Source organism: Acetobacterium tundrae, assembly GCF_008086615.1.
GTDB classification, from domain to species: domain Bacteria; phylum Bacillota; class Clostridia; order Eubacteriales; family Eubacteriaceae; genus Acetobacterium; species Acetobacterium tundrae.
Genome location: NZ_RXYB01000004.1, coordinates 19,321 through 44,986 on the forward strand (window position 1 = coordinate 19,321; position 25,666 = coordinate 44,986).

The window sequence follows — 25,666 nt, forward strand, 5'->3', positions numbered from 1 at the left end:
TCTATATAATGATAACAGTATCAGATTTAAGTTTAAATTTTAGTGGAACAAATCTTTTTACCAACGTAAATATAAAATTCACACCCGGAAATTGCTATGGGGTTATTGGTGCAAATGGAGCCGGAAAAACAACTTTTTTGCGGATCCTGTCGGGTGAACTAAGCCCATCAACCGGTAATGTCATTATTCCTGAACAGGAGCGATTGTCCGTTTTAAAACAGGATCACTTTGCTTATGACACTTTCTCCGTGCTGGACACCATTATGATGGGGAATGAACGACTTTACAGCATTATGAAAGAAAAAGACGCCTTATATATGAAGGAGGATTTTTCGGATGAAGACGGTATTAAAGCCGGGGAACTCGAAGGGGAGTTTGCCGAAATGGGTGGCTGGGAAGCAGAATCCGAAGCTTCTCGCCTGATCCAGGGATTGGGTCTGGGTGTGGAGATCCTCGATGCTGAGATGGACACCCTTACCGGCAACGAAAAGGTAAAGGTTTTGTTAGCCCAGGCCTTGTTTGGCAAACCGGATATCATTCTTCTTGATGAACCGACCAATCATTTGGACATCCAGGCGGTTGCGTGGCTGGAAGAATTCATCATGGATTATGATGGCACTGTCATCGTGGTTTCCCATGACCGTTATTTTTTAAATAATGTTTGTACTCACATTGTGGACATCGACTTTAACAAAATCAAGGTTTATGTCGGAAATTATGATTTTTGGTATGAATCCAGTCAACTTGTGCAGCGATTGTTGAAAGATCAAAACAAGAAAAACGAAGATAAAGCAAAAGAACTGCAAAACTTTATTGCCCGATTCTCGGCGAATAAATCCAAATCCAAGCAGGCCACATCTCGTAAAAAAATGCTGGATAAACTGGATATTGGCGACATGCCGTCGTCATCGCGAAAATATCCATGGGTGGGTTTCCAAATTGATCGGGAACCGGGTAAAGAAATTTTAACGGTAGAGCATTTATCAAAAACCGTTGATGGCGTTAAGGTCCTTAATGACGTGAGTTTTCGGGTCAATAAAGAGGACAAGATTGCTTTTGTTTCGGATAACGAAATTGCCATGACCACTCTTTTTAAAATCCTCACGGAAGAAATGGAACCGGATGAAGGCAGCTTTAAATGGGGCGTCAGTACCACGCAAAGCTATTTCCCCAAAGACAATAATGAATACTTTAATGGCTGCACCTTAAATATTTGTGAGTGGCTGCAACAGTATACCGAAGAAATCACCGAAACTTATATCCGGGGATTTTTGGGACGGATGCTTTTCTCCGGGGACGATATTTACAAAGAGGTTCAGGTTTTATCCGGGGGAGAAAAGGTGCGGTGCATGCTTTCCAAGATAATGATGTTTGGCTCGAACGTGCTGGTTATGGACCAGCCCACCAACCATTTGGATTTGGAATCCATCACGGCGGTAAACAACGGCCTGATCGACTTTAAGGGTATTTTGCTTTTTGCCAGCCACGACCACCAGTTTATGCAAACGGTGGCGAATCGTATCGTTGAAATCCGAGCAGAAGGTGTTTTAGATCGCTTATCAACTTATGATGAATATATTGAATATAAAAAAACACTGGCTTAAGTCAGTTATTAACTGATAGTAACAAAAGAAAGCAGTCTAATGGACTGCTTTCTTTATAGCGTTGATTCACCGCCTTTAACCATACAGAAAAAATCTTTATCGAGGTCATAATCTCGGAATATCGCACAATCTTCACAAAGACAGCCTTTCTTTTCATCAATACATTGGCTTGTTTCAAAAGCACAAAACATTTTTTCAGCATGCGCTTTTTCTTCGGCATCGCCAATTTTCAAACTCACATTTTTTGGCATTGACTTGATTTTGCAAAAAAAATTGTAACTTGGACACTTCAGACACCGGCACTTTTTTATATTTTCCTTAGTTTTTGGTACGTTAGACATAAATAGACCTCCTTTTATTTGAATCTGATTAACAAATGCGCTATTATATAATTATATATACCCCATTCCGGCATAAATAAAAATAAGTATAAAATACTTCTATCGCTTTCATTAAAGATCATAAAATGCTACAATAGCTTATCGGAATCGTTCATCATTATTTTTTTCGCATGGATAAGAGTAAAAGCATGTTACGCATTTTTTCAAAAATAGAACTTTCTTCAGGGAGGAACTTAAAAATGTTTATTGCAAGACAACCTATTTTTAATAATAAAATAGAAGTTATTGGCTATGAATTACTTTATCGTTCTGGCAGTCAATCAAAAGAATATGATGGGATATCATCTGAAGCATCAACAGCGTCAGTAATCAATGGATTATTTGAATCTGGTTTGGATAGCATTATCGAAGATAAATGTGCCTTTATTAATTTTGATGAAAAATTTATTCATACTGATGCATTGGAGCTGATTGATCCCGATAGACTGATTGTGGAAATGTTGGAAGATGTTATAATTGATGCCTTGTTAACGGACCGCCTAAAAGAAGTTCGGAAAAAGGGATATCGAATTGCTTTGGATGATTTCAGAGAAAGTTATAGCGACTATCCATTGATCGAATATGCGGATATTATTAAATATGATCTAATAGCGACGCCATTAGAATCAATAGTAAAAGATGTCAACAAGGCGTTGATTAATAATAAAATTATATTGGCAGAAAAAGTTGAAACGGAAGAAGAATTCCTAAAGGCCAAAGAAATGGGATTCCAATTATTTCAGGGTTATTTTTTTTGCAAACCTCATATCGCCAGCAAATCAATCGATAAATCAGCTTCTAAAGTTCAGTACATTCGGATCATTGCTGAGCTCAAAAAGAAAGAGCCGTCTTTTGAAATATTGTCAGGAATTGTCGAGCAGGATGTCACTTTGGCTTATCGATTTTTAAGAGCGGTCAGTTTTCGAAAAGGCGGCAATCTGGTTTATTCCATTAAGACGGCCTTAACCTATATGGGTCTGAACGAAATAGAACGATGGATCAACATCCTGATGCTTCAAGATTTAGGAAAATCTAAGCCGCAAGAATTGATGAAAATATCGTTAATTCGCAGCAGCTTTTCAGCGTCGATAGCGGGGCATATGGGATTAGAAAGTTTGACCCATGAAGCATCATTAATGGGATTACTCAGCGTTTTGGATGCAATATTAGATCAAACCATGGAGGAGGCGCTGGAAGGCATCGCCCTGCCAAATGCCATCTTGGAAGCATTGATTGACCATAAAGGCGTTTTGTTTCCGGTATATGAACTGCAAATTGCTTATGAAAAAGCCGATTGGCTGGCCGCCGAAAAAATATCAAAGGAATTAAATATTGATGAAAATATGTTGTTTGAAGATTATTTAATAGCGTTGGAATGGGCGAATGATATTGTTGCGCAAATCGAATAAAATATAGACTGACTAGACTTGATCCGTTTTTTTTGACTAATTAGATTAAAAAATCCGAGAAAATAAATTGAGAGATTGTTGAGAGAAGACAAATATACCTATTATAAATTTTAGAATAATGCTATAATTTATGTAAGAATCAATTCCATTTAATCGAGGTGCATTTTTGGAAAAAGCAGCATTATTATTTTCGTTGTTATTCTTTATTCTTTTTGTCATATACGTAGTTTTGGGATTTTACGTCTATATGTCTGCCCCCCAAAAAGCCATTAACCGAATTTCTCTTGCCTTGCTGCTAGCTTTGAGTCTATGGACGCTTAGTTTTTCGATTGCTATTTCAGCGCCAAGTTATGCAACGTGTTTGTTTTGGCGGCGGATAGCGGCATTAGGCTGGGGTTCTTTTTTTGGCATTCTTTTGCATGCCTCGCTCATCTTAACAGAAAAGAAAAATTTGCTGAAAAAGTGGTGGCTGTATCTGGGTATCTATTTACCGGCGGTCGTTATCATATTTGCTTTTTCTATTTCAAACGATTTAACACACACTCTTTTTAACCTGGCAGATACCCAATGGGGATGGATAAACTTTGCCAAAAATACCGTTTGGGACATGCTTTTCGCTGTTTATTATATTACCTACTCCATCACAAGCTTAATTTTAATCTTTTTATGGGGCCATCGCTCAACTGATGAAAATAAAAAAAAGCAGGGGCGCCTAATTGGCTTTTCCCTTGGCATGGCACTTATTCTTGGTACGCTAATTGATACTCTCGGCAATACTTTCTTTCTGATAACAACCCCCCAGTTAGCCCCAATCGTGATGGTTATTCCGTTTTTGGCCATCTATTACAGCATTCGCCGTTATGAATTAATTAATACGTCATTTCCAAAAAATGAAGAAGTATTATTTACTGAAATTTCTAAGAAAAAAATATATGATTATTTGTCAATTGCTTCAATAATCGGGGGCGGAATAAATTTCATCTCGCAATATTATTTTGCCGAAAATCCGGATCTTTTTCATATCCTGTTTTTAAGTGTCGTCCTTTTTTTATTTAGTGTTTTACTCCAAGCGGTGCAGCATTTTGATTTAACTGAGAATCAAAATGACATCATCTGTGTTGGCCTGATGGCATTATTAATTCCAATCATTACCTTTCAATTTATCGGATATGCCGGTATCACGGTTTGGGCGTTTCCCTTCATTTTAATCTTGGGATTTCTTATTTTCAGCCGCAAGATTCTACTGTTTATGCTTTCCGTGTCCATCCTTCTGACCCAGGTGCTGGTATGGATTTTCGCCTCAACCATGACAGTGAAAGTCGAGTCCGCCGACTACCTCGGACGAATCGGCCTTTTATGCCTGGCGATATGTCTAGCTTATTATTTGAATAAAATATTCGTAACGCGATTAAATGAAACAACCCAGAAAATGAAATTGCAGGAGCTTCTGACTCAGATCTCATCAGAATGTGTGGTCATCAATCAACATAATTTCGAAGAAAAAATTGGTAATATATTAAAAATGTGTTGTGATTTCTTTTCTTTGGATCGTACCCATATTTCAATATTTGATTACGAAGAGAATAGCTTTTCCTGTATTCAAGATTATTGTCGTGAAAGCATTATGTCTGAAATGAATCTCATTCAACATGTGCCCATCAATAGAAGTCACTGGCGAATAAAAAAATTACTAGATAATGAACTGTTTGTCGTTTCTGATATAAATGAATTGCCATCTTTTACCAGTGACGGACTAAAAGAGCTTGGTTTAACCAAGCTGAAATCACAGATCATGGTTCCCATCAGCAGTAAAGAAAAGGTTATTGGATTTTGGGGATTTGATTCGGAAACCAGGATCATTCATTGGCGAGATGATCATATTAACTTTGCAAAAATTATGGCAAATATTATTGGGGATACGTTAACTCGGATTGATACAGAAAAAGAAATCAACTTTATGGCTCATTATGATGAGATTACCAAGCTTCCGAATCGTAACTTATTTACAAATTTTGTTTATTTTAATATTATTAAACAAGAATTCACTGAGAAAAAAATGGGAATTATTTTTGTCGATTTGGACTCGTTTAGAACCGTTAATGAAACGGTTGGTCATCGGATGGGTGATGAACTTTTATTTATGGTTGGAGAAAAATTAAAAAGTGTCCTAAATACATCTGACATCATCTCACGTTTCAGCGGCGATGAATTTCTGATTATGCTTGATAATCTTGAGAATGAGGCAGCCATTATTCAAATTGCAAAAAGCATTATAAATTTGTTTAAAGAACCTTTTTTATTGAAAGGACAGGAATTTTTCATAAGTGCCAGTGCCGGTATTGCTCTATATCCGATCGATGGGAAAGATGCCGAAACTCTGATTATGAATGCTGATATTGCCAAGTCCAGAGCCAGAGAAAAGGGAAGAAATCAGTATGTTTTATGTTCCTCCGAAATAAAAAGTGCAGTTAAAAAAGAAATGCAATTGACCAGTCATTTATACCGGGCGCTGGAAAACGGCGAGCTTTATCTTGAATACCAGCCACAGGTTTCTCTTCATACCGGAAAAATCACCGGAGTGGAGTCTTTATTACGGTGGAAACATCCTCAATTAGGCATTATTTCACCCAGTGTGATGATTCCGCTGGCTGAACAAACTGGGCTCATTAATCCGATTGGGGAGTGGGTCTTGGAAAACGCCTGTTGCCAAAATAAAATATGGCAGGATAGGGGCATCCCAGCTATTTTAATGGCAGTAAATATTTCTGCCAGTCAGTTTAAAAACCCGCTTTTTATTAGGCAAGTGGAACAGGTGCTTAAGAAAACCGGCCTTAAACCTGAATTTTTAGAAATAGAAATAACAGAAAGTATTGCTATTATGGAGTTCTCTGAAATTGTCGGCAAACTAATTGAAATTAAAGATTTAGGCATCTCTATTGCGATTGATGATTTTGGAACGGAATATTCGTCCCTTGGCCGACTTAAAGAATTACCCATTCATCGCATTAAAATGGATAAGCAATTTGTAGATGGAATCGGTCAGAATCATAAAGATCAGGCGATTGCCACTGCCATTATTGATCTGGGAAAAAGTTTGGGTTTGTCTGTCGTGGCAGAAGGTGCAGAATTTGAGGATCAAGTCGCATTTTTAAAAACATCCCAATGTGATGAAATTCAAGGATTTTATTATTATAAGCCTCTTAATGCCGCCATAATTGAAAAAATACTGAAGAATGAAGAATGAAGAATGATGATTCTTATTGTCGTGATTTGTAAAATAGCAGTATAAAAATTTACAAAGCTAGTAGGATCGTATATAATAGAGCCAATTAAAGAAATACTAAAAAAGAAGGAGTAAAACACATGATTTATTTTATAATTGTTCTTGTTGTGGTCCTTGTCCTGGCCGTATTTTTAGCCGGTATTCGCATCGTCAGACCCACCAGCCGAGGACTTATTGAAACATTGGGTAAGTACACAAAGTTTGCTGAACCTGGCTATCATTGGATAATTATTGGTGTGCAGAGACTATATGTGGTGAATGTTACTGAGCAGATGTTTAATGCGGAACCTCAGGTTATTATTACGAATGACAATCTTAATGCTACCGTTGATGCTCAGATTTACTTTAGAGTTAAATCGGATGAAGAAAGTGTTAAAGATTCGGTATATAATGTAAATGATTACAAAAATCAAATTGTCAATCTCGCTAGAACGACTTTACGTAACATCATTGGTACGATGACTTTGAAATCGGCTAATAGCGAACGAAGCATCATCAATACGGATTTATTGGTAACGCTAAAGGAAGAGACCGATAAATGGGGAATTGATATCGTACGAGCTGAATTAAGAGAAATTGATCCGCCTGAAGATGTTCAGGAAACCATGAACAAGGTTGTTAAAGCTGAAAATGAAAAAGTTGCCGCAATTGATTTTGCAACGGCGGCAGAAACAACAGCCGATGGGGTTAAACGAGCAGAAATTAAGAAAGCTGAGGGAATTAAACAGTCACAAATTCTTGCGGCTGAAGGTGAAGCTCTGGCAATTAAACTGGTTAATGAAGCTGCTGAGCTCTATTTTGTAGGAAATGCGCAACTATTAAAAAAATTAGAAACAACTGAAATAGCGTTGAAAAATAATGCCAAGATTGTGATTCCGTCTGATACACAACTCATTAATGTCATTGGGGAAATGTCTGGTGTTTTACCGGTTGAAAGATCGAAAAATATGAAGTAACTGTTTTTTTGGGCTATTTTTCCTTTAAATTACGGATGTTTATTACCATCCCCCCAAATGTTTCGTGCTTAACCAGGGTAGGATCAAATCGGAGTACTTTGAAGGTGACTTGGATACAAAAACCGATGGCAAAAGCTGAAAGCAGGGTGCCCAGGCCAACCATCCCACCTAAAAGCCAGCCAACAATGACGACGCTGACTTCCAGGATGCCACGGCATAATCCCACAGGAAACCCTGTTTTTCGTGTCACCGCTACCATCAGGCTGTCCCTGGGACCAGCTCCAAAAGCGGATGAAATGTAAAAGTAAGTTCCCAGAGAAATAATAAAAAGTCCGAGAATCATGACAAGTGAACCAAGCCAAAAGTTATGCATTAGGGGAATGATATTTGATTTAAGAATTAAATCCATAAAAAGACCAATCATGAACATATTAAAGATGGTACCCAGACCGATTTTTTCCCCTAACAGACAGACAATGACGACGATGATCGCACCGACTCCGGTGTTTACTAAACCAATGCTGATGCCCAGAGTTTGGCTGATCCCGCTATGCAGAACTTCCCATGGGGCATATCCGACGTTCCCTTTCATTGTGACCACAATCCCTAATCCGTAGAGAAAGAGGCCAAAGTTTAATTTTAAAAATCGAAATAGATAAGTTTTCATGATGATCTCCAATTTGCGAATAATGTTTATAGTATAACACAAAATTAAAGATGAAGATACAAAAGCCAATGATTCCGGCTTTTTAATCAAAAACGATATTGACTGGTCCCACACCACCATTGATATCAATACGATTAGATGCAGTTTTTGAGCCGGTACCTTTTTCTGGAATTTTTTGACCATTAATTGTTATCGCTCCTAAACCTTGATCAGCATTAATGAAATAGTCATCCGGATTGCCGGAAATGTTTAAACTTGTTTGACCTACGCCACAGTCTATTTTCATTTTTCCGGTGATAGCTCCCTGTATCTTAATAAGTCCTACCCCGCCATCAATGTCAAAATCCTTAAGAGCTACATTTGAAAAGTTTACGGAACCAGCACCGCCTTTGAGTTCTCCAGCGTTCGCTTGAACATCGGTAGCAGTTATTTCCCCTGCGCCCTGGGAAATACTTAAATTATCAGTAGTGATGCCGTTGATTTCGCCCCTGCCAGCGCCCAATTCCAAATCGACACTTTCCAATTTCGAGCTTTTAGGAATGGTTACCACCAAATTGGGGGCATTATTTTGGTCAAACAGACTTGACAGCAAGTTGTCGGGCCCCTTTTCCTGAATGATTAATTTACCATCTTCCATTTTTGCCGTTAAGTCTGACGATAGATTTGTACCTTCCACTTTAAATTCATCACTGGTTTGAAGTATCAGACTACCGACGTTATAGACAATTGAAATGGAACTTAAGCTTCCGGTATATTCTTGACTGTAAGAACCTGCTTCATTTTCAATAAGTTGTGTTTTATTTTCAATTAACCCTAAGCCTGTTAATACGTAAATTCCACCATGGACAAGGGAGGAAATAATTCCTAATGCTAAAACAAGGCCAAAGGCAATGGCTAAATATTTAACCCATCCAAAGTTTGATTTCATTTTATTTCAGTGCCTCCAAAAATACTGATGCTGTTAACATAGACGGTGGGGGGATTTTCTCCAATTGGTTGCATTGCTTTATTTGTGGTGCCCCCGAAAATAGGCGTGCCGGATACTTCAACACGAACGTTGTTTGGCACCATAATATCGACACCGCCGAAAACTGCCGTGGTTGAAATACAGATATCTTCGTTGATGATGGCTTGTCTGAGATCTAAAGTGATACTGCCAAATACGGCCGTTAAGTTGGCCCCTTTGAATTCTTCACCAGGAAAATTTAATTCCTGACCGCCAAAAACAGCCGAGTATTCTGAAAGTCCGTCTTTGTTCAAACTTTCTATCATTTTCACATTTTTATTCATTTTTCCTTTAAACATAATGCTCAAACCAATTGCAATAATGATGATTGGAAAGATAAGATTCCCGACCAACTGGCCATTAAAATAGCCCTGTGCAGATACAAATAATAGCGCACCGATTCCTAATCCAATGGAATTCCAAAGTTGAACTCCGTTTTGAAACATGCTGATGGCACAAGGAATAATAATAAATAAAGTCCACCAACCATCAAAAAATAGTTGAAAATTCCATAAACTAAAGGCATTACCGGCAAAACCCAGGCCGATGGCCACTAATAAAAAGCCCCATAACAAGTTACCAACTCGATTTCTCATATTAACTTCCTTTTTATCCAAATTTTTCATCATTATATCATGATTTTGTCGAGTTTTACAAGTTTGTAATGAAACAAACAAAAAAGAAGGTATAAGTATACTGGCTTTTTAAAAAAGCACAATAATGAAATACAATCATTAATATTAAGTAAAAATAAAGAATTAACGGCAGAAAAGAAAACAATACTCTTGATTAATATATTTGCATGTGATAATGTTTAACAAAATAGCAACTACAGTCTGCGAATAAAACAGTGGGAGGGGTAACTTATGGCATTAACGGAAGTTAAACGATTTATAAAATATCTGGCGAAAAACCGTAAATCACTGACAGAGTATAATGAAAAATTACTTGCCGGTGGCAGCTTTCGGTATAATGAACCAATGCTTGTATCGGCGGGGTACTATGCATCTCCGATGATTCCAGAAAACATTGAAGATGATCTGCTCCAAAGAATAATTGATCTCGACGGAAGATCAGCACGAAAATTAGAAAAACTCAGTGCCGAAAAAGGCGAGATAATTAGTTTAAAGGATCGACTCGTTAGCAAGTTTGACGAATTGGTTTATGGCACTGAAAATAAAAAGGAATATGTTCTCAATAATGAAGAAATAAAACGACATCGACTTTTTGAACATTTAGCTAAATTGGCTCAGGAAGATGGTTTTAACATTTCAACGGATGATCTTCTTTATTTTATTGGAAAAGCAGTGCTGGTTATCATTGTGGAACATCCGGATTTTGATGAAATACAAATTTTTGATGCTGTATTGGACTCGTTTGATTAACTTTCCGATACCAGTAAAGGCGGTTATCAAAGGACTGAAATTATTTTTTATATAATTGCTAAACAAATGATCGCTAATGTCGATATCAGTAGATAAGAACACTATGAACAAATAGAAATAAGGAGTATAAGTTCTTATTAATAGATAGAATAATATGGTATGCCAATACAAAAATAGTTCGTTTATCAGAAAGAGGGAGAGTTATTTATGGATATGAACTTAGAAGATTATGAGGAAACTGCGGAAATAATAAAAGCACTGGGACATCCGATCCGACTTTGTATCACAAAAGGACTTATCGAAAATGGTCGATGCAATGTTTCCTATATGGAAGAATGCCTTGCGGTTTCGCAATCAGGAGTTTCACAGCATCTTTCCAAGTTGAAAAATGCTGGCATCGTAAAAGGTGTACGAACTGGAAATGAAATTTATTATGAGGTTGTCAGTGAACGTGCCCAGAATATTATTCGGGCATTATATGGTGAACAATAATAGCAAATATTTTGTTTGAATTATTTGACAAAACACCAAATTGATAATATAATAATATACAAATTATTAATTAGGAGTTATTCTTATTCATGAAAAGTAAACAAATTCAAATGTATACAGATATGATTCGTGGTGCGGGGTTAAAGGCAACCCCGCAACGTATTGGTGTCCTTAAAGTACTGTCAGAAATGACATCTCATCCCGGTGCAGAAATGCTAATGGAAGCCCTTGAAAACCAGGGTTATATTATGTCGGTGGGTACTATTTACAATATTTTAGAAACATTTTCCGAAAAAGGATTGATTCTAAAACTCAAAGATAATCAAGAAGTGATGCGCTTCGATGCAAACACCAAGTTTCATGTTCATATCTATAATGAAAATGATAATGCAATCTGTGATTATTTTGACCCGGAACTTGAAATATTGTTATCTGGTTATTTAAAGGAAAAGCTTCCTGACCAATTTTCTTTAAACCGTATAGAATTATCCCTTTATGCTTAGTTCTTTAAAGCATTAAACTTAAAAGTCTGGACACGATAGGTGCCGGGCTTTTTTTATTTTCTAAATCTTAAGACCGTTTGTTTTCCGCTTTTCATTTTAGCTGATTTAGTGTATAGTATAGATGATATAAAAAATTAAATTGAATTTAAAATTTTGGAGGATAATATGTCAGAGACAAACCCAATTGTAAAAATAGAAATGGAAAATGGACAAACGATGGAGGTCGAACTCTATCCGGAAGTTGCACCTATTACGGTTGAAAACTTTTTAAACCTCGTTAAAGATGGCTTTTATAATGGCTTGATTTTTCATCGGGTAATACCAGGCTTTATGATTCAAGGCGGATGTCCTTTAGGCAATGGCACTGGCGGGCCCGGACATAATATTAAAGGCGAATTCTCCGGAAATGCTATTCCTAATGATATTAAGCATGAACGCGGTGTGATTTCGATGGCCAGATCTGGTCAGCCAAACTCAGCGGGTTCGCAGTTTTTTATTATGGTGGAGGATGCTCCCTTTTTGGATGGTCAGTACGCAGCATTCGGTAAGGTGGCAAAAGGCATGGAAACAGCTGATGCAGTGGTTGCGGTTGACCGTGATCCGTCAGACAAACCATATGAAAATCAAGTGATCAAAAAGATTGAAGTTTTAGCATAAATTATATTTTAAAATTATTATATTTATATGATAAAATAAAATAAAAAGGATGTGAGTGCAATGGCAAAGTATTGTCCAAAATGTTATGCTGGTTTAAGGAATGATGATACCGTTTGTAGTAATTGTGGGGCAGAATTAGAAAAAAAAGATATTGTTGAAGAAGACTTCACAAGTGGCGTTTTCGATCATGAAAATCTTTCTCATGATGTTACCGATAAAGAAATTGTGCCTGAAACCGTAGATGATGAAACATCTTCTGAAGAAATTGTTGCCGATGAGATTATCGGTGATGGAATCGCTGCTGATGAAGTGGTGGCGGAAGAGATCGTTGTTGCTGAAAATGTTGTACATGATCCAGGGCCTGCTCAGACGGCACCTCAAAAATCGCCTGTCACTGTTAAAACTGAAGAAGTTATGACTCTGGGAGACTGGATGCTGACACTTTTACTGACCTATATCCCGGTTGTCAACCTAATTATGCTGATAATTTGGAGCGTTGATGAAAAAACAAATGTTAACAAAAAACATTTTGCCTGGGCCGCATTAATCTTTATGGGTATCGGCGTTGTTCTTTCGATTATATTTTCAAGTATTGTAGTTATGATCCTTGCTTCAGCAATGCATTCAATGAGGTATTATTAAAAACAAAAAAGAACTGTCAAATGCGACAGTTCTTTTTTTAATGCTGAAACGAGTTCCCCGATTATTAATTATTTTGTGATATCCAGGGCACCGAACTTTCGGAACCGGTTATAACGGGTTTGCGTCAAGATTTCAGGAGACAAAATTTGGCTTTTGCGAAACCGTTTATAGAGGTTAAGTTTTAATTCCCGATACACGTTTTTGAAATCTCGATGGTTTTCTGAGATGATTTTATCAATGACCTCAAGTTCCAGTAAATCCTGGGCCGTTAATTTAAGACAATTAGCGGCTTCTTTTGTTTTTGAAGAATCTTTCCAGAGGATACTGGCGCAGCCTTCTGGTGAAATCACGGAATAAATGGCATTTTCAAGCATCCAAACTTCGTCGGCAACACCCAGAGCCAAAGCCCCGCCGCTGCCGCCTTCGCCAATAATAATGGAAATCACTGGCACTTTCAGGCTCATCATTTCCATCAGATTCTGGGCAATGGCATGCCCCTGACCGCGTTCTTCCGCACCAATCCCGCAAAATGCTCCGGAGGTATCGATCAAACAAACAATCGGACGGTTAAACTTCTCAGCTAAATGCATTTGCCGAAGGGCTTTCCGATATCCTTCGGGATGAGCGGAACCAAAGTTTCGTTTAATTCGCGATTTCGTGTTTTTCCCGCGTTCCTGGGCGATAATCGTTACCGGCATATCTAAAAGATAGCCAATTCCGGTAATGACCGCCGGATCATCCCCGAAACAGCGATCTCCGTGAAGCTCGATAAAATCGGTAAAAATATTGTTTATAAAATCCTGCCCGGTCGGGCGGGTTTTCTTACGCGCCAGTGTTACTCGTTTATAGGCTTCCATGGTCGTCACCGCCTTTTGGTATGGAGTGGAGGGATAACAATCTAATCAAGGCATCTTTTTGAATATTACGGGGAACAATCCCATCCACGAACCCTTTTTCAAGCAAAAATTCGGCTCGTTGGAATCCTTTTGGTAATCGCTGCCGAATGGTCTGTTCGATGACCCGCGGTCCGGCAAAGGCGATTAAAGCTTCTGGTTCAGCTAAAGTAATGTCAGCTTCCATGGCAAAACTGGCTGTCACACCGCCTGTCGTGGGGTCGGTTAGGAGCGCAATATACAAGAGACCGGCATCACTGTGACGTTTTACTCCGCCGCTTGTTTTTGCCATTTGCATCAAAGCCAGCATGCCTTCCTGCATACGGGCTCCGCCGGAAACAGTAAATCCGATGACGGGGAGATGATGTTCGGTTGCATATTCAAAAAGAAGAGTTATCTTTTCTCCGACTACTTGTCCCATGCTACCCATCATAAAGGTTACTTCCATGACAAATAAAGCCACATCATAGCCGCCAATTTTTCCGATGCCGGTGATAACTCCTTCGTTTTCATGGCTAAACAGGGTGGCCTGTTCCAATTTTTCTTCGTATCCCGGAAACTCCAATCGATTGGTTGAAATGAGATTCTGATGATGTTCGGTAAAACTGCCGGGATCGATAATCATATTCAGACGTTGCCGGCCATTAATGCGAAAATGATAGCCGCATTTAGGGCAGATATGAAAATTATTATCTAAATCCGAAGTGAAACTCAATTGTTTACATGAGGGACAACTGCGGCAAAGTTCTGAAGGAATGGCAGGGTCGCTTTGACGCTTCACCCAATGATGGTCTTCTAGTTCGTTTTTTGGTTTTTTAAATAGACCTTTGCTAATCATTTAAAAACTCCCTTCCTATTCAGACAAGGGTTTGTCTAATTCTTTTTCCATAAAATCGGTGTAATAATCCCCTTTAACAAATAGGGGATGACTTAAAATATCGAGCTGTATCTGGCTGGTATGGTCGATTCCTTCAATAACTAATTCGCATAAGGCTGCTTTCATTTTCCGGATGGTCAGTTCTCTTGTTTTGGAATGGACGATCAGTTTTCCAACCATGGAATCGTAGTAAGGTGGGATGGTATAGCCTTGATAGAGCAGGGTATCAAAGCGTACCCAGGGGCCCCCCGGTACATGGAGGAAACTAATGGTTCCACAATTCGGCCTAAAATCAAGCAGTGGGTTTTCCGCATTGATCCGACACTCGATGGCATGCCCCTGGATGTGAACATCCTCCTGACCAAAGGTCAGTGGTAAGCCGGCGGCAATGCGAATTTGCCATTTTACGATGTCAACCCCGGTTACCATTTCAGTAATGGGATGTTCCACTTGCAGTCGTGTGTTCATTTCCATAAAGTAATAATGCCCCTGGGCATCCATTAAGAACTCAATGGTTCCGGCATTTTCGTAACCGATGGATAGAGCAGCTTTTCGCGAGACCGCCATCATCGACTCACGAAGTTCAAGCGTCAGGGATGGGGAGGGGCTTTCCTCTAAAAGCTTTTGATTCTTGCGTTGAATCGAGCATTCCCGTTCACCAAGGGCCACAACATGATTGAAGTGGTCACAGAGCAGCTGAATTTCAATATGCTTGACATGGGTTAAAAATTTTTCCAAATAGACGCCATCATCGTTAAAGGTATTTTGTGCTTCTTGACGGGCCAGCTGAAATTCGTTGATAAAATCTTCTGATTTTTCAACTAAACGAATGCCTTTGCCGCCACCGCCCGAACGGGCCTTAACAAGGAGCGGATAGCCAATTTCATCGGCCTTTTTCTGAGCTTCGTCAGGATCGTCAATGATATCGGTCCCTGGTACAATCGGAACTCCGGCCGCGGCCATAGTGGATCTGGCCTGATCCTTATCGCCCATTTTTTTGATAATCTCCCAGTTTGGTCCGATAAAGGTAAGTCCACATTGGGCACATAGACGGGCAAATTTGGGATTTTCTGAAAGCAGACCGTAACCCGGGTGAATTGCTTCGGCGCCGGTGAGTACGGCGGCTGATAAAATCGCGGAGATGTTTAAGTAGCTGTCCGTAACAGGGGCAGGACCGATACAGATACTCTCATCGGCCAAGCTGACGTGAAGGCTGTCTTCATCCGCTTTTGAGAAAACAGCGACGGTGGCAATGCCCATTTCTTTACAAGCTCTGATGATTCGCAGGGCGATTTCGCCACGATTGGCAATGAGTATTTTATCAAACACAGGTTTCCTCCTTAGTCCATTAGGGCAAATGAAAATTCGCCGACAACAGCAACTTTACCTTTTACGGAACCGGAACCACTGGCAAAATAAAAAGGTGGTTTAGATCGGGTAATACGGCAGGTAATTTCCAATGTATCGCCTGGCAGTACTTTATTTCTAAATTTTACTTTATTAAGTCCGGTAAAATACGGCGTTTTATTGGTGCCAGTGATTTCAGCAAGTAATACACACGTGGTCTGCGCCATGATTTCACAAAGAATGACACCAGGTACCACAGGGTTTCCGGGAAAGTGACCTTGTAAAAACCACTCATCACCTTTTACCGTGTAACGGCCAACTGCAGTAGTTTCATCAACTTTTTCAGCCTCATCAATAAGGAGCATTGGCTCTCGATGGGGTAATATGCTTTTTAATGCTTCACGTTTCATGCTTGATTTTCCTCTTTAATACGATACAGAACCTGCCCATATTCGACAATCTGGCCATTTCCAACGCATACTTCCATAATAGTACCGGATGTTTCGGCGGTAATTTCATTCATTAGTTTCATTGCTTCGATGATACACAGCGTATCACCTTCTTCAAAATGCTGTCCCCGCGAAACATAAGGGGGTTTATCCGCTTGGCTGCCTTGATAAAAGACGCCGACCATCGGCGATTTTATTTCTTTCCATTGAGTGTCAATTGGTGGTTCGATGGGTTCAGCCTCAACTATTTGTGTTTTGTGCGAAACACTTTTGGTCTCGCTCTCTTGAAAATAGTTTTCTGAAGGTTGAGTCAAACTAATCTCCCGTTTCAGTTCTATTTTAAGGTTACCCTGATCAATGGAAAGACTGGTTAGTTTTTCGGCAGACATGACTTTAGCCAATATCTGGATTGTTTCCGTGGTTAATTCCATATTTACACCTCTGTATATTTTACAAATGCCAAACAACCGTTATGGCCGCCAAATCCCAAGGATAGTGATAGCGCCACATCGCTCTGGATCAAACGTTTTTCATTGGGAACAACATCTAAATCACAATCCGGATCCGGTTCTTCATACCCGATGGTCGGCGGAATAACGCCATCTTTCAAGGCCATAATAGCAGCGATGGCTTCGATGGCGCCAGCCGCACCCAACATATGCCCAGTCATGGATTTGGTTGAACTGACCAGCGTTCGTGATAGGTGATCACTCATGGCTTTTTTAATGGCAATGGTTTCTGATTTGTCATTTAAGGGGGTGCTGGTACCATGGGTATTGATGTAAAACTGTGAATCTTCAAGGATGACTCCGGCAGCAACGGCTTCAGCCAGGGCCTGGGTAATGGAACGAGCGCCACCGATGGCTTCCGGGTGGGGAGCGGTGATATGATAAGCGTCGCAGGTATTTCCGTACCCGACGATTTCGCCATAAATCTTTGCTCCGCGCTTTAAGGCTGTTTCCAGATCTTCTAAAATAAGCGCTCCGGCACCTTCGCCCATAACAAAGCCGCTTCGGCGTTTGTCAAAAGGAATCGATGCCTGGGTAGGATCGTTAACCGTCGTTAAAGCCATACAATTCGTAAAGCCGGCAATGGCAAGCGGGGTAATACTGGCTTCCGTTCCGCCGGCGATAATGGCATCGGCATACCCGTGCTTAATGGCGCGGTAGGCTTCGCCAATCGCGTTTGTTGATGTGGCGCAGGCGGTCACTACCGGCAGACAGGGCCCTTGGGCATTGTAGCGAATGGCGATGGAGCCGGCGGCAATGTTGGAGATCATCATCGGAATGAAGAAAGGGGAGATTCGCCCAGGTCCTTTGGTGGTCATTTTTTCGCATTCAGTAATAAAGGTGTGAATGCCACCAATTCCAGATCCCATGTAGACGCCTAAACGGGTTGGATCCACGTGTTCCTGAACACCGCTGTCTTCCATCGCCTGAACGGCAGCGCCTAAGGCATATTGGGTAAAAAGATCTGTTTTTCGGATTTCGTTTTTCTTAATATAGTCCCGGGGTTCAAAATCATTGACTTCCCCGGCAATCGTTACTTTTAAATCAGTGGTGTCGAATTTTTTAATAAAATCAATCCCACATTTTCCGTTAACCAGGTTTTTCCATAGGGTGTCCACGGTGTTGCCCACTGGGGAAATTGCACCGCATCCTGTTATGACAACTCTTCGTTTCATTAATTACTCCTAAATATAGAGACCGCCATCAACTTTGATGACTTCTCCGGTAATATAGTTTGAATATTCACTGCTTAAATATACACAGAGGTTTGCAATATCCTCTGGCTGTCCCAAACGTTTCAACGGAATTAACTTGAGAATTTCCGCCTGAATTTCAGGTTTTAGATCTTTGGTCATGTCAGTATCAATAAAACCAGGGGCAATGGCATTGCAGGTTACTCCACGCAACGCCATTTCTTTGGCCGTTGATTTGGTTAAACCAATGAGTCCCGCTTTGGCAGCAGCATAATTACATTGTCCAATGTTGCCCATCAGGCCTGACACCGAAGAAATATTGATGATTCGGCCTTTCCGTTGTTTCAATAGATACGCGCCCACATGTTTGGTCATGTTAAAGGCGCCCTTTAAATTTGTGGCAATGACAGAGTCAAAATCATCTTCTTTCATGGCAATCAAAAGCTTGTCATTAGTAATCCCGGCATTATTTACAAGAATATCCAGATTGCCAAAATCTTTAATAATCTGGGCAACCATAATCTTGGTTGCATTAAAATCGGATACGTCACATTGATAACTCTGAGCTTTGACTCCCAGGGTAAGGCATTCATTTTTGGTATCTTCGGCTCTTTTTTCGCTGCCACGATAAACAATCGCAACATTTCCATGTGCTTCAGCAATTTTCAGAGCAATAGCCCTGCCAATTCCTTTGGCACCGCCAGTTATTAGTGCTGTTTTTCCTGTTAACATTTGAAAGACCAGTCCTTTCCGGCATCTTTGGCTTCAATATAATCCTTGAAAATTGACTCGCAATGATAGTAAGTGATAGCAGGATTTATTTTCTTTAAAAAGCCCCCCAGGGTTGTTCCGGGACCACACTCAATAAAGGTTTTGAAGCCATCATCGATCATTCTACGGATTGTTTTTTCCCAAAGTACCGGGTGATTGATCTGGTAAAGAATGTTAGATCTGATAGCTAAGGGCGATTCCGGGTATGGCTTGGCATCGACATTAGAGTAAAGGGGATTAGATCCTTTAGAAAAAGTCAATTCGAAAATTTCTTTTTCTAAAATTTTAGTTGCATAAGTCATAAAAGGGGAATGAAAGCCGCCCGGTAAACTCAGCGGAATAGCTCTTCCGCCTGAATCTTTAACACGCTTAACAAATGCCGTTACATCAGATTTTAATAGCGACACCACTAGTTGACCGGGACAATTATAGTTAACGGGATAGCACTGATTGAACTCTGAACATAATGCTTCAACCTGAGTGTTGTTGCGCCTTAAAGCCACGACCATAGCAGCATCAGTTTTATGAGCAGCTTCTTCCATCGCCTGAGCACGCTTGATAACGAATTTCAAGCCATCTTCCAAAGATAACATATCGGCGGCAACCAGACCGGTTGCTTCACCTAATGAAAAGCCGGCAAGCCCTTGAATGTCTACGCCAATTGCTTTTAAAGCCGCCAAAGCAGCTAACTCCACAGCAAAAATACAAGGCTGGGTATTAATGGTTTTATTCAATTCTTCTTGCGGACCTTCAAAACATAGTTTTAAAGTCCCGACACGAAGGGATTCAATTTGATCAAATACTTTTTTCGAGGCAGGGCTCTGTTCATATAATGGTTTTCCCATTCCAATAAACTGGGATCCCTGACCTGGAAAGAGTACGGCTATTTTACCCATTGAAGTCCTCCTTTTAAGGCGGTTTCGGTTTCTTTTACCAGTGTTAAGATAATGTTTTTTGCGCTTTGTTTCTCTTTAATCAATCCGGAAATTTGACCGGCCATAAAACAACCATTTTGAGAGTCCCCTTCCTGGGCGGCAATACGCAGAGCGCCTCGACCGTATTCTTCCAAGGTTTCTTTGGGGGTTGAGGGGTCGTTTTCGGCTTTAAGAAAACTTCTGGTAAATGACGTTTTTAATGCTCGAACGGGATGGCCTAACGATTTTCCGGTAAGTACCGTGTCGATGTCCTTTGCTTTAATAATTTTGTCTTTATAATTTTCATGGATATTGGTTTCATCAGCGACTAAGAATCGTGTCCCTAATTGAACACCAACAGCACCCAGCATCAAGGCCGCGGCAATGCCCCGACCATCGCCGATGCCACCGGCCGCGATGACCGGAATGGAAACGGCATCACAGACCTGTGGAACCAGCGGCAGGGTGGCCATATCGCCGACATGACCGCCGGATTCACCGCCTTCAGCGATGACTGCCGTTGCACCGGCACGTTCGGCAAAGCGGGCCAGCCCGGTGGAAGGAACGACCGGGATCACTTTAATGCCGGCGGCTATCCAGAGCTTTATGAATTTTCCCGGGTTTCCAGCGCCGGTGGTGATCACCGGTACTTTTTCTTCAATGAGAACCTGGGCGATTTTATCAACATGGGGATTCATCAGCATGACGTTTATTCCAAAGGGCTTGTCAGTCAAGCTTTTGACCTTATGTATTTCTTGTCGCAGCCAGTTTTCATCGGCATTCATTGAAGAAATGATCCCCAAACCACCGGCATTGGATACGGCAGCGGCAAGCTGGGCATCAGATACCCAGGCCATTCCTCCTTGAAGAATGGGAAATTCAATATTTAAAAGATCACACAGTGGTGTTTTTATCATACTGTCACACCTATGCGATTGCTTTTTCGATAAGGCCGACAACATCACCAATCGTTTTAAGTTCTGAATCCATTTCAATGCTTGTATCAAACGATTCTTCAATTTCCATTACCAGTTCAACCGTATCCAATGAATCCAGTTCAAGTTCTTCAAAGCTGGACTCCATCGTTACTTCCAGTTCCGGTTCCTCTTTATAATTACGTAAAATTTCGACTACTTTTTCAAATACCATTTGATTAATCCTCCTAAGATTAAGAATAAATTTTTGTGCTTTTTTGTGAGAAGATCAGGACCATTCCAGGATACAGGCGCCAGTCGTCAGTCCGCCGCCAAAAGCGGTTAAAGCAATCTGGGTTCCCGGGATAAGCTTGCCCTGGCGGTTCATTTCATCCAGAACCAGGGGAATACTGGCAGCCGAGGTATTGCCGCAGGAACTTACCTGCAAAACAAATTTTTCCATGGGAATCTTTAATCGTTTTGCGGCGCTTTCGATGATTCGCAGGTTAGCCTGATGGGGAATGACATAATCTAAATCATCCAGGGTAATCCCGGCTTCTTTGACAACGATTTTCAAGTCTTTACAGATGGCAGAAACGGCAAAGCGATAAACTTCAGATCCATCCATTTTTAGATAAGGGAGTAGCGTTTCCTGATTTCTCAGAAGGGGGTGATTTCCCTTCTGCCAGGGGATGCACAAGGCATGTTGATTGCCGGCTGCTGTTAAATGAATGGCTTTGAGATCATCGCCTGAAGAAAGAACCGCGGCACCGGCACCATCTCCGAAAAGAACCGCCGTTTTGCGATCTTTCCAATCCACTAATTTTGACATGGCATCAACCGCGATCACCAGAATTTTCATGTCTTTATTTCGGCAAAAGTATGCATCAGCCACATCCAACCCGTACACAAATCCAGAACAAGCAGCGTTTAAATCAAAACTGGGGCAGGCGGCACCCAGTTCTTTCTCTACAAGACAGGCGAGGGACGGGGTAACGGTGTCGCCGCCAAGCGTTGGACAGATAATAAGATCCAGATCCTGCGGCTTTAATTGGGCATTGTCTAGGGCGTTGAGACTTGCATCAAGGGCAATATCCAAAATGGATTCCGCAACACAAATATGTCTTGTCTCTATTCCGGTTCTTGAAACGATCCATTCATTTGAGGTTTCAAGAAATTCGGTTAGGTCTTCATTGGTCTGAATTGTTTTTGGCAATGCAGATCCTGTGCCAATAATTGAAAAGGACATTTGTTCCTCCAAGCATCAAGGGGCAGTGGTTTCATTCTTTTCTGACAGCCCTGATAGTTTTTTTGTGAAAAATCCATTTAATTTTTCCATTCCGTGAATCAAAACTATTTTTTCATCATCGGCCATTTCTTTGGAAATATCGTTCACCATTTTCATATGAAAATAATGATGAATTTTATCGATCCTTAAACCTTTATCCATGAGTCGTACATAAACGACTCGTCCATCGATACTGCTTTTTTCTTTTACTACGTACCCTTTTTTAACCAATTTATTAATGGCTATTGTCATTGAAGGAAGCGTTATTTTTTGGGCTTGGGCAAGATCGCTGATGGTTTTACCGTTATTATCGCTTTTTCCCACATTCTCAATGATGTGCATTTCATTAATGGATAAATCAATATTGGCAGAATGTTTAATAAGATCCTCTTCAAACTTAAGAATATTGTTAAAGGTCTCCACTAAAAGTTCATTGAGTTGGGAAGAAAATGATTCCACAGACACACCTCCGTAATTATTTAGATAGTCTAACTAATTATAATGTTAAAAAAATATTTGTCAAGAAAAGCGCTGAAAAATTAAAAAATTACAGGCTTCTTCGTTGCATTAAAAATCCATCAGTTCATTCATTAATGATGCTACGGTGGTAATCTCAGTGATTTTATAGGCATTGGCTCCGGAAAAAACATAACCGTTTTCAAAATCTCCGCATTTTCCGGCCATCAGGGCCAAACCGATACAATAGGGTGACGTTTTATAATCACAGGATTTAATACAGTTAAACGGACAATTTTTAGGTTTTCTTAAACCGTCTGAAACTTCTTCTAAAAAATGATTGTGAATGGCTCGCCCTGGTAATCCGGCGGGACTGACGATAATTTCAATATCCGATTTTTGGGCATTGACCATGGCTTCTTTAAAAGCTAAGGCCGCATCACATTCTTCGGTTGCGACAAATCGGGAACCGATTTGAACGGCTGATGCTCCGGCTTCCAGGATCGCTCTGACGTCGGCTGCAGTCGTGATGCCGCCGCCGGCAATTAAGGGGATTTTTCGGCCTATTAAATCTTCATAAGGTTTGATTTCTTCAAGAACACCGGGAATAAGACCTGGCAAAGGCTGCGCCAATAATCTTTCGGGCGTCAGATCTTCCAGTTTGAAGCCTAAATGGCCTCCTGCTAAAGGTCCCTCCAGCACAATGGCATCCGGAGCTACTTTGTAATGCCGCCACCAGTGTTTTAAAAGCAGTTTTGCCACCCGCTTTGATGAAATAATCGGGGCTATTTTAGTTGCCGAATTTCGGGTTAGCTCGGGAAGGGTTAAGGGCAGACCGGCACCGGCAAAAATGATATCGACACCGACTTCGATGGCATCCTTGACGATTTGTTCGTATTGAGTCAGGGCAACCATGATGTTGAGGCCGATTGGCCGATTGCCTGATATCGCCTTGGCACGTTTGAAGTGATCCTCTAGGGCCTGGCGGTTGGCAAGCAGCCGATTCGTTTTGTAGTTTGGGTAATCACACCCCATTTCGACACTGGAAAGCACCCCAAGACCGCCGTTTTTCGAGACATTTCCAGCCAGGCTGGAAAGCGAAATGCCGATGCCCATTCCCCCCTGTACAATGGGTTTTGAGAATTCTAAATCTCCGATATTAAACTGATATTTCAAAAAAAAACCTCCTCTGCAATTAGTCTTGCATTTGGAGGTAATCATAGCATGATTAAACTTAAAAAGTAAAGAAAAAAGCTAATGCTCGGTAATTTTTTCAGGGTTATTTTGTTTAATCTTAAGAAAAGACCACTTGGTTTCGGCGGTGATAATGCCAAGAAAAATAATGATGCAACCCAGGAACATGGTAAAGGAAAATTGATCCCCTAGAAGCAAAATCGACAGGGTACTTCCAAAAACCGATTCCAAACTGAGGAAAATTGCCGCATGCGTAGAACTAGTATGCTTTTGCGCCAGGTTTTGCACTAAAAACGCCAGGAAGGTACAAAATACCCCAAGATATAGGCCGTTTAAAAGACCAGGAACGGGGATGGCGATCGTAAATTCTCCAGACCAAAAGACATAAAGCAACGAGATGATGGCGGCAAAAGCCAATTGAATCACCGTCAGCGCAATGGGGTCATGTTGCTTTGAAAATATCCCAACTACGACAATGTGACAGGCATAAAGAAAAGCGCAGAGCAGGGTTAGGGCATCACCGATATTGAAGGAAAAGCCAACCGAAAAATCAATAGTCAATAAAGCTAAACCCGTTATCATAATAAAAGCCGCCATAAAATTATATTTGTCCGGTTTGTTTTTCTTGACCGCCCAGTATATAAAGGGAACCATGATTACATTGGTACCCGTTAAAAAAGCCTGCTTTCCAGCCAGCATATATTGAAGACCGATCATTTGAGCGGCAAAGGCTGAGAACAGAAAAAATCCGATAATACAGCCAGCCTTAATGGTTTCTTTAGACAGATTTCTTAAATTCTTCCGAAAAATAATCCCCGATAAAAGCGCTGCAATGCTAAAACGCAAGGCCATCAGCATCATCGGAGTCATGGAATTTAGAGCATTTTTGGAAGCTACAAAGCCGCTGCCCCATACAAAGGACACAGCGATAAGCCCAAGATCGGCATAAAGAGGGTATTTTGAAGTTTTAGCCATGGTGATTTCCTTTCCAACTGTTATTAATTAATTATAACCAAAAAGATTGGGATAAGCAAAAATATTTTGGCCTCTCGGATTAAAATGGGTTATAATGAATAGATAAAAGATCAAATGTAAACAAACATTAGTGTGAATGTCACACTAATTAAGAAAAATAAAATAGCATAAGGAAAATTTAGATGAAACTCGTATTAGTAAGACATGTTGAAACATTCGGTAATGTAGAGCGCCGACTAAATGGCCATACAGAATCGCAATATACCCGTCGGGGTGAGGCAATGAAAGAACTTTTAGTTGAATCATTAATTGCTCTGGATGAGAAATTGACTTTTGATAAAATCTACGCCAGCCCAACTTCGCGGGCCTTTAAAATTGCCGCAGACGTTGGAGCCGCAACGGGAAAACAAATTCAGGTCGATAATCGTCTGCAAGAATTTAACTTCGGAATTTTCGAGGGAAAAACCAGCGATGAATGCTGTGAAACCGCCAAAACCGAGTGGGATTTATGGATGGATGATTATTTGGATTATGTCGTGCCGGAAGGCCAAAGTCAGCGGGAATACCACACTTTATGTAAAGAATTCTTAGCGGAGTTAAATCCCGATGAAACCGTCTTGCTGGTGGCTCATGGGGGAACTGTTCATGGGATGCTCACGAACCTTTTAGAGCTTCCGATTGACAGCAAATGGCATTTTGATATCAAGTTAGGCAGCATTACCGTTGTTAATTATAATGATGGTTTTGGAATGTTATCATCGATGACGACGCCGCCATATGATGAATTAATAGTGGATCAGCCGTCGTTAGGTGAATCAAACATATCAATAATGAAAGCGGCTATCGCAACTGACTGATCGGATTTTTGCAAAAATGAAATAATAAAGTAATAAAATTGAGAG

The 25,666-nt window shown here is 40.5% G+C and carries 28 protein-coding genes; 10 read left to right on the plus strand and 18 right to left on the minus strand.

The window, feature by feature from the left end:
• Nucleotides 1-8 precede the first annotated feature (8 nt).
• Nucleotides 9-1,604: an ABC-F family ATP-binding cassette domain-containing protein gene (locus FZC40_RS04425; protein ID WP_148602720.1), complete on the plus strand. Its 1,596-nt coding sequence runs from the start codon at nt 9-11 to the stop codon at nt 1,602-1,604.
• A gap of 53 nt (nt 1,605-1,657) precedes the next feature.
• Here the strand turns inward: FZC40_RS04425 and FZC40_RS04430 are convergent, their stop codons facing one another.
• Nucleotides 1,658-1,945 carry a DUF2769 domain-containing protein gene (locus FZC40_RS04430; protein WP_148602721.1) on the minus strand — a complete coding sequence of 96 codons (288 nt, stop codon included), beginning with the start codon at nt 1,943-1,945 and terminating at the stop codon, nt 1,658-1,660.
• A gap of 239 nt (nt 1,946-2,184) precedes the next feature.
• On the opposite strand from FZC40_RS04430, the gene FZC40_RS04435 reads away from it, so the two are divergent.
• The 3 genes from FZC40_RS04435 to FZC40_RS04445 all read left to right on the plus strand — a co-directional run bounded on the left by FZC40_RS04435 (nt 2,185) and on the right by FZC40_RS04445 (nt 7,632).
• A complete protein-coding gene (locus tag FZC40_RS04435; RefSeq protein WP_148602722.1) occupies nt 2,185-3,393 on the plus strand; it encodes an EAL and HDOD domain-containing protein in 1,209 nt (402 codons plus the stop codon).
• A 166-nt stretch (nt 3,394-3,559) separates the two neighbouring features.
• Nucleotides 3,560-6,637, plus strand: a complete 3,078-nt coding sequence (locus FZC40_RS04440) for an EAL domain-containing protein (protein ID WP_186843663.1) — start codon at nt 3,560-3,562, stop codon at nt 6,635-6,637.
• Nucleotides 6,638-6,756: 119 nt separating this feature from the next.
• Complete coding sequence (locus tag FZC40_RS04445; RefSeq protein ID WP_148602724.1) at nt 6,757-7,632, plus strand: SPFH domain-containing protein; 876 nt, start codon at nt 6,757-6,759, stop codon at nt 7,630-7,632.
• 13 nt (nt 7,633-7,645) lie between these two features.
• On the opposite strand, the gene FZC40_RS04450 is transcribed toward FZC40_RS04445, so the two are convergent.
• The 3 genes from FZC40_RS04450 to FZC40_RS04460 all read right to left on the minus strand — a co-directional run bounded on the left by FZC40_RS04450 (nt 7,646) and on the right by FZC40_RS04460 (nt 9,901).
• The gene (locus FZC40_RS04450) at nt 7,646-8,299 is read right to left on the minus strand and encodes a YczE/YyaS/YitT family protein (protein ID WP_148602725.1); all 654 of its coding nucleotides are present in this window, start codon (nt 8,297-8,299) and stop codon (nt 7,646-7,648) included.
• A gap of 82 nt (nt 8,300-8,381) precedes the next feature.
• The gene (locus FZC40_RS04455; RefSeq protein WP_148602726.1) at nt 8,382-9,227 is read right to left on the minus strand and encodes a DUF4097 family beta strand repeat-containing protein; all 846 of its coding nucleotides are present in this window, start codon (nt 9,225-9,227) and stop codon (nt 8,382-8,384) included.
• Nucleotides 9,224-9,901 (minus strand): LiaF transmembrane domain-containing protein, encoded by a 678-nt coding sequence (locus FZC40_RS04460; protein WP_148602727.1) that lies wholly within the window; start codon nt 9,899-9,901, stop codon nt 9,224-9,226. Before FZC40_RS04460 ends, FZC40_RS04455 begins: the two co-directional genes overlap by 4 nt.
• Before the next feature lie 270 nt (nt 9,902-10,171).
• On the opposite strand from FZC40_RS04460, the gene FZC40_RS04465 reads away from it, so the two are divergent.
• From FZC40_RS04465 to FZC40_RS17250, 5 genes are all read left to right on the plus strand, one after another.
• The gene (locus tag FZC40_RS04465) at nt 10,172-10,690 is read left to right on the plus strand and encodes a hypothetical protein (RefSeq protein ID WP_148602728.1); all 519 of its coding nucleotides are present in this window, start codon (nt 10,172-10,174) and stop codon (nt 10,688-10,690) included.
• Between the two features lie 207 nt (nt 10,691-10,897).
• Nucleotides 10,898-11,182 carry an ArsR/SmtB family transcription factor gene (locus FZC40_RS04470; protein ID WP_148566013.1) on the plus strand — a complete coding sequence of 95 codons (285 nt, stop codon included), beginning with the start codon at nt 10,898-10,900 and terminating at the stop codon, nt 11,180-11,182.
• A gap of 89 nt (nt 11,183-11,271) precedes the next feature.
• The gene (locus FZC40_RS04475) at nt 11,272-11,685 is read left to right on the plus strand and encodes a Fur family transcriptional regulator (protein ID WP_148602729.1); all 414 of its coding nucleotides are present in this window, start codon (nt 11,272-11,274) and stop codon (nt 11,683-11,685) included.
• A 165-nt stretch (nt 11,686-11,850) separates the two neighbouring features.
• On the plus strand, nt 11,851-12,342 hold the full coding sequence (locus FZC40_RS04480; protein ID WP_148602730.1) for a peptidylprolyl isomerase: 492 nt from the start codon (nt 11,851-11,853) through the stop codon (nt 12,340-12,342).
• Nucleotides 12,343-12,402: 60 nt separating this feature from the next.
• Complete coding sequence (locus FZC40_RS17250) at nt 12,403-12,984, plus strand: zinc ribbon domain-containing protein (RefSeq protein ID WP_207706698.1); 582 nt, start codon at nt 12,403-12,405, stop codon at nt 12,982-12,984.
• Between the two features lie 68 nt (nt 12,985-13,052).
• Here FZC40_RS17250 and FZC40_RS04490 read toward each other — a convergent pair whose 3' ends face one another.
• The 14 genes from FZC40_RS04490 to FZC40_RS04555 form a co-directional block, all read right to left on the minus strand.
• A complete protein-coding gene (locus FZC40_RS04490; RefSeq protein WP_148602731.1) occupies nt 13,053-13,841 on the minus strand; it encodes an acetyl-CoA carboxylase carboxyltransferase subunit alpha in 789 nt (262 codons plus the stop codon).
• Complete coding sequence (accD, locus tag FZC40_RS04495) at nt 13,828-14,715, minus strand: acetyl-CoA carboxylase, carboxyltransferase subunit beta (protein ID WP_148602732.1); 888 nt, start codon at nt 14,713-14,715, stop codon at nt 13,828-13,830. Before accD ends, FZC40_RS04490 begins: the two co-directional genes overlap by 14 nt.
• Before the next feature lie 15 nt (nt 14,716-14,730).
• Nucleotides 14,731-16,083: an acetyl-CoA carboxylase biotin carboxylase subunit gene (gene accC, locus FZC40_RS04500; RefSeq protein WP_148602733.1), complete on the minus strand. Its 1,353-nt coding sequence runs from the start codon at nt 16,081-16,083 to the stop codon at nt 14,731-14,733.
• Between the two features lie 11 nt (nt 16,084-16,094).
• Nucleotides 16,095-16,511 carry a 3-hydroxyacyl-ACP dehydratase FabZ gene (gene fabZ, locus FZC40_RS04505; protein WP_148602734.1) on the minus strand — a complete coding sequence of 139 codons (417 nt, stop codon included), beginning with the start codon at nt 16,509-16,511 and terminating at the stop codon, nt 16,095-16,097.
• A complete protein-coding gene (gene accB, locus FZC40_RS04510; protein WP_148602735.1) occupies nt 16,508-16,981 on the minus strand; it encodes an acetyl-CoA carboxylase biotin carboxyl carrier protein in 474 nt (157 codons plus the stop codon). The genes fabZ and accB overlap by 4 nt, the downstream gene beginning before the upstream one ends.
• Nucleotides 16,982-16,983: 2 nt before the next feature.
• Nucleotides 16,984-18,234, minus strand: coding sequence for a beta-ketoacyl-ACP synthase II (gene fabF / locus FZC40_RS04515; RefSeq protein WP_148602736.1), 1,251 nt, complete (start codon nt 18,232-18,234; stop codon nt 16,984-16,986).
• Between the two features lie 9 nt (nt 18,235-18,243).
• Complete coding sequence (gene fabG / locus FZC40_RS04520; RefSeq protein ID WP_148602737.1) at nt 18,244-18,984, minus strand: 3-oxoacyl-[acyl-carrier-protein] reductase; 741 nt, start codon at nt 18,982-18,984, stop codon at nt 18,244-18,246.
• A complete protein-coding gene (locus FZC40_RS04525; protein ID WP_148602738.1) occupies nt 18,978-19,919 on the minus strand; it encodes an ACP S-malonyltransferase in 942 nt (313 codons plus the stop codon). The genes fabG and FZC40_RS04525 overlap by 7 nt, the downstream gene beginning before the upstream one ends.
• Nucleotides 19,907-20,854, minus strand: coding sequence for an enoyl-[acyl-carrier-protein] reductase FabK (fabK, locus tag FZC40_RS04530; protein WP_243135753.1), 948 nt, complete (start codon nt 20,852-20,854; stop codon nt 19,907-19,909). Before fabK ends, FZC40_RS04525 begins: the two co-directional genes overlap by 13 nt.
• Nucleotides 20,855-20,864: 10 nt before the next feature.
• Complete coding sequence (locus FZC40_RS04535) at nt 20,865-21,086, minus strand: acyl carrier protein (protein ID WP_148566001.1); 222 nt, start codon at nt 21,084-21,086, stop codon at nt 20,865-20,867.
• A gap of 54 nt (nt 21,087-21,140) precedes the next feature.
• Nucleotides 21,141-22,100: a beta-ketoacyl-ACP synthase III gene (locus tag FZC40_RS04540; RefSeq protein WP_148602739.1), complete on the minus strand. Its 960-nt coding sequence runs from the start codon at nt 22,098-22,100 to the stop codon at nt 21,141-21,143.
• A 15-nt stretch (nt 22,101-22,115) separates the two neighbouring features.
• Nucleotides 22,116-22,598, minus strand: a complete 483-nt coding sequence (locus FZC40_RS04545; protein ID WP_148602740.1) for a MarR family winged helix-turn-helix transcriptional regulator — start codon at nt 22,596-22,598, stop codon at nt 22,116-22,118.
• 108 nt (nt 22,599-22,706) lie between these two features.
• Complete coding sequence (locus FZC40_RS04550; RefSeq protein WP_186843662.1) at nt 22,707-23,771, minus strand: NAD(P)H-dependent flavin oxidoreductase; 1,065 nt, start codon at nt 23,769-23,771, stop codon at nt 22,707-22,709.
• A gap of 78 nt (nt 23,772-23,849) precedes the next feature.
• A complete protein-coding gene (locus tag FZC40_RS04555) occupies nt 23,850-24,764 on the minus strand; it encodes a DMT family transporter (RefSeq protein ID WP_148602742.1) in 915 nt (304 codons plus the stop codon).
• 182 nt (nt 24,765-24,946) lie between these two features.
• Between FZC40_RS04555 and FZC40_RS04560 the strand changes: the two genes are divergently transcribed.
• A complete protein-coding gene (locus FZC40_RS04560; RefSeq protein ID WP_148602743.1) occupies nt 24,947-25,621 on the plus strand; it encodes a histidine phosphatase family protein in 675 nt (224 codons plus the stop codon).
• Nucleotides 25,622-25,666 lie beyond the last annotated feature (45 nt).